Below are 11,459 nucleotides of genomic sequence, written 5' to 3' on the forward strand. Positions count from 1 at the left end.
TATTGGCATGACAATTCGACCCATCGTGATTCACGGGGACCCCGTCCTCCACAACCCCACCCGCCTGGTGGAACAGCCGGTTGAGGAGCTGGCCGAGCTCATCGCCGACATGCACGAGACCATGGACGCCGCCCACGGCGTCGGCCTGGCCGCGAACCAGATTGGTGTCGACCTGCGCCTGTTCGTCTACCACTGCCCCGACGGCGATACGATGCGCCGCGGCACCGTGATCAACCCGGTGCTCGAGACCAGCGAGATCCCCAAGACCATGCCGCGCGACGACGGTGAGGACGACGAAGGATGCCTGTCCGTACCGGGCGAAGGATGGCCGACCGGCCGCGCCCACTGGGCCAAGGTCACCGGCTTGGACGAAAACGGCAACGAGATCGAAATCGAGGGCGAGGGATTTTTCGCGCGCTGCCTGCAGCACGAGGTGGGTCACCTCGACGGGTTCCTCTACACGGACGTGCTTACCGGCCGCTACAAGCGCGAGGCGAAACGCGTCATCAAAGCCAACGGGTGGACCGTGCCGGGCAACACCTGGCTTCCCGGTACCGACGAGGATCCGTTCGGCCACTAGATGAACGGTTTCTTCCGCTCTGACGACATCACCGTCGGGGACCGGGTCGTGGTGCGCCAGCGCTGCGGCGAGAAGTTCAACGAGGTTCTCGGGCATGTCGTCAGCCTTGATCCGCTGGTGCTGCGTCCGCAGGAGCTCGGCGGGGCGCCTTCTTCCCGCGAGGCGGTCGAGATTGGGCAGGCCGACATCATCAAGAAGCTCTCGCCGCGCACCGTGCGCAACTCCGACATCCGCGCAGTTGAGGCGGCCTACGCCAAGGCGTTTCCGGGCCACGAGCACGAGCTTATCGACGGCTGGCTCGCCCGCTCCGGCGCCGACATCGCCGAACGCTCCAACTCAGCGACCCCACTAGGACACAGCGCGGGCTTCAACCCCGTCCCGCTCGCCGAGCTGGAGCGGTTCTACCACCGCCACAACCAGCCGGTGCAGCTGCTAATCCCAGAACGCATTGGCAAACCCGCGCTGAAGCTCGTGGGTGCTGGCGGGTGGTCACTGGGCGAGGAAATCCTGGTGATGACCCATAGCCTTTCCACCGAGCACACCGCCTCGCCGCGCTTCGATGTCCTTGCCAAACCAGACGAGGCGTGGCTGGAGCTGTACCACTTCCGCGGCAGCACCCTGCCTGTAAAGGCGCTCAAAGCCATCGCGAGTGAGATCGATGGGACGCTCGGCTTCGCCCGCCTAGTTATCGATGGGGAAACGGTGGCGGTGACACGGGTGACGGTGACCTCCTCCGCTGATGGGCGAACCTGGTTGGGATACTCAGCCGTCGAGGTGGCGCGCCCGTGGCGGCGCCGCGGCTTGGGCGAAGAGCTCATCCGCAGCGTGCTCGCCTGGGGCGCGGACAGCAGCGCGGATGCCGCCTACCTGCAGACGCGGCAGTCCAACACGGCGGCCGTGGCGTTGTACGAAAAGATCGGGTTCATCGAGCACCACCGCCACCGCTACGCCGTCCAGGTCTCCGGCGCTGGGTTAGGGTAGAGCCATGCGCATTGCCAGCTGGAACGTCAACTCGGTGCGAAGCCGCGCCGAGCGCATCACCGCTTTTCTCGAGCGCACCGACATCGACGTCCTCGCGATGCAGGAAACCAAGGTCACCGACGAGAAGTTCCCCTACTCTACTTTCGAGGCGGCCGGTTACGAGGTCGCGCACGTCGGGTATTCGCAGTGGAACGGCGTCGCGCTAGCTTCGCGCGTCGGGCTCGATAACGTGCGTGACTCTTTCGACCGCCAGCCGGCGTTTGCCAAACAGGGCGAGCCCCAGGTTGAAGCCCGCGCGGTGGGTGCCACCTGCGGCGGGGTCGACGTGTGGAGCTTGTACGTGCCTAACGGGCGCGCGATTGGGGACGCGCACTACGACTACAAGCTCGAGTTCCTCTACGCGCTGCGCGACTCCATCGACCCAGCCGCGGCCGCGGTGTATTGCGGTGACTACAACATCGCCCCGCGCGACGAGGACGTCTGGGACATCTCCTGGTTCGAGGGCAAAACGCATGTCACCGAGCCGGAGCGCGCCGCCTTCGAGATGCTGCTGGAGGCGGGCCTGACCCAGGTCACCCACGACGACCGGTACTCTTTCTGGGACTACAAGTCGCTGCGGTTTCAGAAGAACCAGGGCATGCTGATTGATTTTCAGCTGGTGACAGAGTCGATGGGGCGCAGATTAGCAAAGGCGTGGGTTGACGTCGACGAGCGCACAGGCACCGGCGCCAGCGACCACGCGCCGGTGGTGGCCGACTACGACACGCGCACATTAGCGCTTGACTGCGTCCGATGACTCTAACCTTAGACATTTCCTGGTGGCAGTTCGCGCTGATGGCGCTGGACTACGGCATCAAATTCGTCATGATCGGTATCGTGCCGTCGAACCGGCGCCCCTCAAGCGCCAACGCGTGGCTGCTGCTCATTCTGCTGCTTCCCGTCGTCGGCCTGCCGCTGTATCTGATGATGGGCTCGAACTACGTCTCACGGCGCCGCCACCGCATCCAGCAACGCGCGGACGCTGAGCTCGAAAACGTCCACCTCGGCATCCCCGATGTGCCCGACGGCGTCGAGCTCGGCGCTGACAACGACGAGCTCGTGCGGCTCAACCGCGCCCTGACGGGCTTTCCCGCCGTCCACGCGGACGTGCGACACCTGTGGGCCGACTACGAGATGACCATGCGCCGCATCGCGGAGCTTATCGACGCCGCCGAGACCTACGTTGACATCGAAATCTATGCCGTGGCCTGGGACCGCACCACCTGGCGCGTCTTCGAAGCCATCGAGCGCGCCACCGCCCGCGGCGTCCACGTGCGCCTGCTTTTCGACCACATCGGTTCGCTGAAGTACCCGGGTTACCGAAAACTCGGCAAACGGCTGAAAGCCATCGGCGTGGACTACCACCGCATGTTGCCCCTCGACCCGCTGCGCGGGCGCTGGCGCCGGCCGGACCTGCGCAACCACCGCAAGATCATCATCATCGACGGGCGCGTCGGGTTCATCGGCAGCTTCAACCTCATTGACCGCAGCTACTTGGTCCGCAAGCACGTGCGTGCTGGGCGCCGCTGGGTGGACGCCTTCGTAGAGCTCGAAGGCCCGATCGTCACCTCACTAGAAGCGATGTTCGCCGTCGACTGGTACACCGAGTCCGGCGAGCGCATTCAGCTCGAGCCTCCCGTTCAGGCCGACGGCGACCACATCGTCCAACTCGTGCCGTCCGGGCCGGGCTATCAGGCCGAGCCGAACCTGCGGATGTTCAATACGCTCATCCACAACGCGCGCGAGCGGCTCATCCTATGCTCGCCCTATTTCGTCCCCGACGACACGCTGCTCGAAGCCGTTACCACCGCCTGCTACCGCGGCGTGCGGGTTGACCTGCTCGTCGGCGAAAAGGCGGACCAATTCATGGTCCACCACGCCCAGTCGAGCTACTACGAGCAGCTGCTCGAAGCCGGAGTACACATCTGGGAGTTCCCCGCCCCGTACGTCCTACACTCCAAGTTCGCGCTCGCGGACCCGGGCTCAGAGGCCTCGATCGGTGTGATCGGCTCGTCCAACATGGACATGCGCTCGTTCACGCTGAACTACGAGAACTCTCTGTTTATCGCCGAAGGCCCCCTGCTCGGCGAGATCAAGGCTGTTGCCGACACCTACATGTCGGTTTCGCGCGAGCTCACCTTGGAGCGCTGGGGCGAGCGACCCTGGTACCGCCGCTACATTGACAACGTGATGAAGTTGACCTCGGAAGTGCAGTAGGACTCCCGAGTGGGGCTAGTTTTAGGCGTCGCGTTTTAGGCGTCGCGCGTGTGCAACAACACGAGCCCGATGATCCACACCACGACCGCCCACACGGCGTAAACACCGAGCGCCTCCCACGGGTCGAGGCCGCTGCGGGGAGTGTTGAGCATGAACGCGTAGAGGTTGGAAAAGGGCATGTACTCTGCCAGGTCCTGACCAATGCGCGGCAGGAAGCTGACAAGCGCTTCGATAACGAACTGCAGCGCGAACGCGAGCGTGACCGCACCGGCGGTGTTACGCACGATCCACCCCAAACCCTGGCTGAACATGACAACGAACACGGCCGCGAGCGGCAAGGCCCACAGGGCACGCGTGGTCGCCGGGTTGGTCGTCCAGTGCGCCGGGTTAAAGGCCAGCGCATCGCCAATCGTGAACGCGAAAACCAGCGCCACGAATGTCAGCACAGCGCCGATGAGCGAGGCGAGCACCAGCTTGGCCACCGCTACCTGCCACCGGTTCGGGTTAATGCGGAAGGTTGTGGCGTGGGTGCCGTGCCGGTACTCGGTGGTCACCGTCATGATCGCCTGCAGGGTGACAATTAGCGTGGTGCACGAGGCCACCATCATCACGACGGACAGCGGAATGTAGGAGAACGACTCCGGGCTATCCATCGCGCCGAAGGCGGCGGCGAAAACCAGCGGCAAGCCCAGCACGAGGGCGCTGGTCCACCAGAAGGCGGGGGTGGTGCGCAGCTTGGTCCATTCGGAGGTGAAGGTGTTAAGCATTGGGGTCCTCCTTGGACGTGTACTGGGCGTGGCCCTCGGTGGAGTGAATGTAGGCATCCTCAAGCGAGGCGCGGCGCTCGGTCAGCTCGTTGAGCTGCACGCCGTGCGTGAATGCCACAGCGCCGATCTGCTCGCTGGTGTGGCCCTCAACGGTGACGATGGGCCGCCCGGCGGCGTCGGCGCCGCGGACAAACGAGATACCAGCCGCTGCCAGGGCAGCTTCCAGAGCCGGCGGGGACGCGGGGCGCACCACCGCAGCGACGGCGGAGTTGTCCGAAATGAACTCGGCAACCGTGGTGTCAGCCACCAACCGGCCGCGCCCAATGACCACGAGGCGCTCTGCGGTCTGCGCCATCTCCGCGAGCTGGTGGGAGGAGACGAAGATGGTACGGCCTTCGTCGGCAAGCGAGCGCAGGAGACTGCGCACCCAGCGAATGCCCTCGGGGTCGAGGCCGTTGATTGGCTCGTCGAGGATCAGTACCTCCGGGTCCCCCAGCATGGCCGAGGCGATGCCGAGGCGCTGGCCCATACCCAGTGAGAAACCGCCGACCTTCTTGCCAGCCACATCGCTCAAGCCGACAAGATCCAGGACCTCGTCGACGCGGGCGGAGGGCACGCCCGCGGCGTTGGCCTGCCACAGCAGGTGGTTGCGCGCGGAGCGGTTCGGATGCGCGCTCTTAGCGTCCAGCAGGGCGCCGACGGTGCGGGCGGGGTTGGCGAGGTCGCGGTACGGGGTACCGCTGATCAGCGCGCTTCCCGACGTCGGCGAATCCAGCCCCACCAGCATGCGCATCGTGGTGGATTTACCGGAACCATTCGGGCCGAGAAAGCCCGTGACAACTCCGGGTTTGACTGTGAAGGTGAGGTCGTCGACTGCCCGGACCTCACCGTAGACCTTTGTCAGGCCGTGAGCTTCAATCATGCCTCTCAGTATGCCTCACCACGGTGTCCAAAGACGCCTCGAAGCCCGGGTGCAGCGGTAACTCGCGCAGCGCGGAAATCTCCACCCAGCGCAGCTCATCGCTTTCCTCGTTCGCTACCGTGTCGATCGGCTCACCGGTCGTGGTGGCCGCGAACACGGTGGTGTACGACCAACCACTGTCGAATGGGCCGGCGGTGACAGCCTCACCGTTGACGCGGACGAGCGCCGGGTCGATCGCGCACTCCTCCACCGCCTCGCGCAACGCTGCCTCGGCCGCGCTCTCGTGCGAATCACGCGCCCCACCTGGCAAGGCCCACGTTCCGCCCTGCGCCGTCCACATCGCACGGTGCTGCAGCAGCACCCGCTCGCCTGCCTGGAGGAACAACCCTGCGGCGCCGAAACGGCCCCACATCTTCTGCCCGTTCGGGCCCGTCATCCAGCCGTTGCCGTCACCTTCCATGCCCTCCACAATAGAGACCACCGCGCGGTCGAGTTTGACTCGCCGACGCTGAAGCATTGGACGCGTGCGCAATGAGAGCACAGGAAACCGCCTGCCGCGGTTTTCAAGGGGTTATCCTTAATACTTATGCGCGAGGCAGCACCGGTAGCGGGCAGACAAGGCGACGACGACGTCGTTGCCGTGTCCGCTGAGCGCGTTGGGGTTGCCGAGCTTTCCGACGACGCCTGGCTCGACGAACTGGAAGACCGCCCCGAAAACCGCGGCCCGCGCTCCTTTATCGCCGAGACATTCACCGGCCCGCTGCGGTGGGTGCGCCGGTTCATCGACTTCGCCGAGACCACCCCGGGCAAAATCATCGCGATGATGACGGTGCTCACCCTCGCCCTGTTCGCCGCTGGGTGGGCGATGAGCCAGTCGATGGCCCAGCGCCAGGATTCGCTGAACATGCTCATTGAATCCACGGAGCCGATGAGCAATTCCGCACACCTGCTCTACACCTCGTTGTCGCAGGCAGACACGGTCGCCACGACGAATTTCATCTCCCCCGGCACAGTCGGCCCCCACGAGGTAACCCTTTACCGGGCCTCACTCGACCAGGCCGTCGTGGCGGCGAACGACGTGCTTGAGAGCACCGTCGATACGGATCCGAACGCCAACCGCGACGACATTCGCGACCTTGTCAGCCAGGTGCAGCGCAACCTGCCGCTGTATGCGGGCCTGATGGAGCGCGCGACCACGAACCAGCGCCTGGGCAACCCCGTCGGTGTGGCGTACATGTCGCAGGCCTCCGGGATCATGCGCGAGCGCATGCTTGACGACGCCTCCCAGCTCTTCGAGCTCTCCCGCCAGCAAGTCGGCGCCGAGATGGCTCGCCTCGCATCCCCCCAGTGGTTCCCCTTGTCCGGCCTCGTGGCCGCCCTGGGGTTTTTGCTGCTTGCCCAGTGGGCGCTGTGGCGTATGTTCCGCCGACGCCTGAACAAGGGCTTCCTTGCCGCGACGGTGATGATGATCCTGGCTATCGGGTGGGTCGGCGTATCCAACATCGTGGCGTTCCAGTCGGGCGCCGTCGGTTTTGAGAGGGCATCGAACCCCTGGGAGGAGCTCACGACCGCCCGGATCAGCGCCCAGGAAACGCGCACCGATGAGATCTTCGCCCTGCTGCGCCGCCAGTCCGTCGATGAATCCGCCACCTCCTTCACTGGGACGTACGGCGTGGTGCAGCAGGCCTTCGATGCGGCCGAGCCCACCGCCGATCCCGCGCTGGTTGCCTCTGGGCGCGCCGCGTTGGAACAGTGGGCACGCACCCACGGCGCGCTGATCACCACGCTCAACGAGGGCCGCTTCGACAACGCCATTGATTTGGTCACCGTCACTGAGAATGGCTCATCCTCCTCCGCCCAGGCGTACCAGCGACTCGACGCGGCCTTGGAGGAACTGATCAGCCAGTCCCGCGCTGACATGCGCGACTACATCTCCGCCTCGCTCGACGCCACGCGCGCCGTCTCGGGCGCGGTGCTGGTTCTGACGGTGCTCTCCATCCTGTCCATCTGGGTGGGTATTCGCCGCCGCCTTGGGGAGTACCTGTGATGCGCGGCGGTGCACTCGTGGCGGTGGTGGCGTCTCTGGTCCTGCTTACCGCCTGCTCCGGCGAGGGCGCGGCCCCGCAGGCACCGACTGCGCCTCCGTTGGCCTACTCCGGCCTGCCGCTTCCGCCCGGCGCGCAGGTCGATCCCGCCGGTATCCGCCCGGGGTGGGACAACCTCGATGATGACAGCTGGCCGGGCTCGTTGCGCCCCGATGCTGCCGTGCCCGCCGAGCGCGTGCCCGAGATCCTGGAGCGCGGTCGCCTCATCGTCGGCGTCGATCAGTCCCAGTACCTCCTTTCTTTCCGCGACTCCGCCCACGGCGAGCTGCGCGGCTTCGAGATCGATTTAGCCCGCGAGATCGCCCGCGACATCTTCGGGGACCCGACCAAGGTGGACTTCCGCTTCGTCGAGTCGTCGAAACGCGTCGCTTCGCTTGACGACGCCACCGTGGACATCATCGTGCGCACCATGTCCATCACCCCCGAGCGGGTCGAGCGCGTCGAGTTCTCCACCCCATATTTGACCAGCTCCGTGCGCCTACTCACCCGCCTCGACGGCGATATCTCCGGACCCGCGGATGCCGCAGGTGCCACGATCTGTGTCGTCGACGGCACCAACTTGGTTGAGCTGGCGCGCAGCGTCGCCCCGGACAGTAAGATCCTGCGCACCCGCAGCTGGTCTGATTGCCTCATGGCCTCGCAGCTATACCAGTCCGACGCCGTGCTTGCCGACGACGCCATCCTCGCCGGCATGACCGCCCAAGACCCGCTCACCGAGGTGCTGCCCACGTCCTACGGCACCCAGCGCTACGCCGTTGCCGTGCGAAAGGGCAACGACGGGCTGGTCAGGCAGGTCAACTCGACGCTGGAGCGCATCCGCGACGACGGCACGTGGAACAAGATGTTCGCCACGTGGCTGGGCGCATCCTCGTCCACCCCGGCCCTTCCGCCCATCCGCTACCGCGATACAGAAGGAGGCCAGTGATGACCTCGCGCACCCCCGACAGCGATCCCACCGAGGCGGTCGCCTTCGATCCGTTTGCCGACGAGGACGACGACACAGCCGCACCCAGCACTGCGCCTGGCCAGGAGGCCGCCGCTGCCGATCCCGCCACCGAAGCCGTCGCCTTCGACCCCTTCGCAGATGATGACTCCACCGACACCCACTTCGTCGACACCACCGGCAGCGAGGAGTACGCCGGCCTGGGCGATATTGCCCAGCTGTTGCGCGACCTGGACAAGCTACGCGAGGGCACAAGCAAGGAAGATACCTCGCAGCGCTCACGCCGCCGCGCGCTCGACACCTTCCGCGAGCTACGCGGAACCAAGCGCGCGGCCCGCGTCGTAGCCGACGGCATGGTGGAGCTGCCGTGGATCCCGCCCACGGACCCGGCGCGCGCCCTGACCAACCCGAAGAAAGCCCATGAGGAGAAGGGCATCCCGCTGCCCCAGCTCAACCCGGGTGACATCGTGGCCAACCAGTACGAGATCACCGGCGTGATCGCCCACGGTGGCATGGGCTGGATCTATCTGGCCCACGACCACCACGTGGCCGGGCGCGTCGTGGTGCTCAAGGGACTGCACTCGGCAAAAAACGACGACGAGGCAGCTGCCGCCGCCGCGGAGCGCGAGTTCTTGGCGGACATTACGCACCCCGGCATCGTGAAGATCTTCAACTTCGTCGATGACCCGCGCGCACCCGGCGGGTTCATCGTCATGGAGTATGTCGGTGGCCCCTCGCTGCGCAAGCGCCGCAACGCGCAGCCGAACCATTTGCTGCCCGTCGACATCGCCATCGCCTACATCTTGGAGATCCTGCCGGCACTGAACTACCTACACTCGCGTGGCGTTGTCTACAACGACCTCAAGCCCGACAACATCATCGTCTCCGAGGACCAAGTCAAGCTCATTGACCTCGGCGCGGTCTCCGGGATCGGCGCTTTTGGCTATATCTATGGCACCAAGGGTTTTCAGGCGCCGGAGGTATCCACGCAGGGCCCGTCGATCGCCAGCGACATCTACACGGTGGGCCGCACGCTCGCCGCGCTCGTTGTGGATCTGCCGCGCGAGGACGGCGTCTACGCGCCGGGTCTGCCCTCACCGACCCACACGCCGCTGTTTCGCCGGTTCCTCTCCCTGTACCGGCTTATCCTGCGCTGCTGCCACCCGGATCCAGCCAAGCGCTTCGCCACCGTCGCCGAGCTCGAAACACAGCTGCTCGGCGTGCTGCGCGAGAGCATCGCCATCCGCGACGGCATCACCCACCCCGCGCAGCACTCGCTGTTTTCCCCGCAGCGTACGACGTTTGGCACCAAGCACCTCGTCTTCCGCACGGATCAGCTTATCGACGGCATCTCCCGCACCGTCGAGATCACACCCCAAGAACTGGTCGCCGCCCTCCCACAACCGCTGATCGACCGCTCCGACGTCGGCGCATCCATGATCCAGGGCTCCGCCTACCAGGAGCCGCAGGAAACGCTGGAAAACCTGCGCCAGGCGATGCAAACCCCGCAGTACGAGGAATCCGACGAAATCCCGTTTGGCGTCGTTCGCGCCATGCTCGACATGGGCCTGACCTACCAGGCCCGGGCCTGGCTGGAGTCCCTCAGCGAGAAACTCAGCCGCAACTGGCGCTTCTCCTGGTTCTTCGGCATCATAAACACCCTCCTCGGTGAGACCGAGACCGCGCTGCGCGACTTCTCCCGCGTCCTCAACATGGTCCCCGGCGAGTCCGCGCCCAAGCTCGCAATCGCCGCGTTGAGCGAGCTCCTCCTACAACAACACGGTCCCGAGGCCGTCGAGTTGCTTAACGACGACATCGCCCGCGCCACCGTCGGCATCCGCTCCAACTTGAGCGACCTTCCCTCCTCCCTGTTCGAGGAGTGGGAGGAGCGCGGCCTGATCTCTCCTGAGTGGAACATGCTGGTTTTTGACCCGGCGCTGCTGCGCTACACCGCGCTGCGTTTGTACTCGCTGGTGTGGCAGACCAACCCCACCACCGTCTCCGCCGCGTTCGGTCTTGCCCGCTTGCTCATGGCCGAAGCCGAGGTGGAACTTGCCGTCGCCGCCCTCGACCGCGTGCCCCAATCCTCGCGCCACCACCGCATGGCTCGCTTGACGACGATCCTCGACCTCGTCTCCGCAGACCTCACTGAATCCCGCATCCGGCGCGCCGCGCGCCGACTAGAAGAGATCCCCACCAACGAGCCGCGCTTCCTCCAGATCAAGGTCTACGTCCTGCGCGCCGGCCTGACCTACCTGCGCGAGGCCGGGGTGTCGAAAGCCTCGAGCAACCACCTCCTGTTCGAGTTCCCCTTCACAATCCGCGGGCTGCGCGGCGGCCTAGCGGTCACCCTGCGCGAGCAGGCACGCTACGCCCCGTATGCCCACCACCGCTACGCGCTTGTCGACATGGCAAACAAAGTACGTCCCTCCACCTGGTTCTAACCTGCCCTTTTTGCGTAGCCGGTGAGGACTAGGGCGTTGCGCACCCGCTCCACCAACTCCCCTGAAACCACTTCCTCCCACGTCGCACGAATGAGCACCTTCTCACCGTGCAAGAGCCAGCGTTCGCGCTCGCGCTCCTCGTGGGTCACGTACTCCCAGTTGTCCCGCGACTTCGTGCGCCCGTCGACCTCCACGACGATGCACCCGTTGATCTCCATATCTGCCCGGCCGAAGTGCATCAACCCCCACGAGTCGTAGTACTTGAACTGGACCTGCTGCTTCACACTGACTACTCCCGGCAGCTCTGCTTGCAGAACCGCGTCGCGCGCCAGCGTCTCCAACGGCGACTCGCTCAGTTGCGACGCGTACGCGAGCAGCTCCCGAAAGCCTCTAATGCCCTGCGACCTGGGCAGGAGCGTCGACTGTGCCAGCAGGTACTCGTTGGTGATGTCGGATCTCTG

Annotated in this window: 10 protein-coding genes and 1 pseudogene; 7 read left to right on the forward strand and 4 right to left on the reverse strand. The window is 65.5% G+C overall.

Annotated features, from left to right (window positions below):
* Positions 1-7: 7 nt before the first annotated feature.
* The 4 genes from VVR41_RS04665 to cls are packed head-to-tail and all read left to right on the forward strand — an operon-like array spanning position 8 to position 3,817.
* Positions 8-580: a peptide deformylase gene (locus tag VVR41_RS04665; protein WP_321101075.1), complete on the forward strand. Its 573-nt coding sequence runs from the start codon at positions 8-10 to the stop codon at positions 578-580.
* Entirely contained in the window at positions 581-1,561 is a 981-nt protein-coding gene (locus VVR41_RS04670) for a GNAT family N-acetyltransferase (protein ID WP_368523792.1), read from the forward strand.
* Positions 1,562-1,565: 4 nt separating this feature from the next.
* On the forward strand, positions 1,566-2,357 hold the full coding sequence (locus VVR41_RS04675; RefSeq protein WP_321102578.1) for an exodeoxyribonuclease III: 792 nt from the start codon (positions 1,566-1,568) through the stop codon (positions 2,355-2,357).
* Positions 2,354-3,817: a cardiolipin synthase gene (gene cls, locus VVR41_RS04680; RefSeq protein WP_368523793.1), complete on the forward strand. Its 1,464-nt coding sequence runs from the start codon at positions 2,354-2,356 to the stop codon at positions 3,815-3,817. The genes VVR41_RS04675 and cls overlap by 4 nt, the downstream gene beginning before the upstream one ends.
* Before the next feature lie 35 nt (positions 3,818-3,852).
* Here the strand turns inward: cls and VVR41_RS04685 are convergent, their stop codons facing one another.
* Genes VVR41_RS04685 through VVR41_RS04695 form a run of 3 tightly spaced genes read right to left on the reverse strand, consistent with a single transcriptional unit; the run spans position 3,853 to position 5,966 of the window.
* Positions 3,853-4,584, reverse strand: coding sequence for an ABC transporter permease (locus VVR41_RS04685; protein WP_368523794.1), 732 nt, complete (start codon positions 4,582-4,584; stop codon positions 3,853-3,855).
* A complete protein-coding gene (locus tag VVR41_RS04690; protein WP_368523795.1) occupies positions 4,577-5,506 on the reverse strand; it encodes an ABC transporter ATP-binding protein in 930 nt (309 codons plus the stop codon). The genes VVR41_RS04685 and VVR41_RS04690 overlap by 8 nt, the downstream gene beginning before the upstream one ends.
* Positions 5,499-5,966: an NUDIX domain-containing protein gene (locus tag VVR41_RS04695; RefSeq protein WP_368523796.1), complete on the reverse strand. Its 468-nt coding sequence runs from the start codon at positions 5,964-5,966 to the stop codon at positions 5,499-5,501. Before VVR41_RS04695 ends, VVR41_RS04690 begins: the two co-directional genes overlap by 8 nt.
* Positions 5,967-6,092: 126 nt before the next feature.
* Here VVR41_RS04695 and VVR41_RS04700 point away from each other — a divergent pair, with 126 nt between their 5' ends.
* Genes VVR41_RS04700 through VVR41_RS04710 form a run of 3 tightly spaced genes read left to right on the forward strand, consistent with a single transcriptional unit; the run spans position 6,093 to position 10,998 of the window.
* Positions 6,093-7,553, forward strand: coding sequence for a hypothetical protein (locus VVR41_RS04700; protein WP_368523797.1), 1,461 nt, complete (start codon positions 6,093-6,095; stop codon positions 7,551-7,553).
* Complete coding sequence (locus tag VVR41_RS04705) at positions 7,553-8,536, forward strand: glutamate ABC transporter substrate-binding protein (protein WP_368523798.1); 984 nt, start codon at positions 7,553-7,555, stop codon at positions 8,534-8,536. The genes VVR41_RS04700 and VVR41_RS04705 overlap by 1 nt, the downstream gene beginning before the upstream one ends.
* The gene (locus tag VVR41_RS04710; RefSeq protein ID WP_368523799.1) at positions 8,536-10,998 is read left to right on the forward strand and encodes a tetratricopeptide repeat protein; all 2,463 of its coding nucleotides are present in this window, start codon (positions 8,536-8,538) and stop codon (positions 10,996-10,998) included. Before VVR41_RS04705 ends, VVR41_RS04710 begins: the two co-directional genes overlap by 1 nt.
* On the opposite strand, the pseudogene VVR41_RS04715 reads toward VVR41_RS04710, so the two are convergent.
* Positions 10,995-11,459 (reverse strand): annotated as a pseudogene (locus tag VVR41_RS04715) (hypothetical protein); the annotation flags it as partial. The gene VVR41_RS04710 and the pseudogene VVR41_RS04715 sit on opposite strands and share 4 nt — an antisense overlap.

The sequence above is a fragment of the Corynebacterium sp. LK2510 genome (assembly GCF_040946405.1).
In the GTDB taxonomy this organism is placed as follows: Bacteria; Actinomycetota; Actinomycetes; order Mycobacteriales; family Mycobacteriaceae; genus Corynebacterium.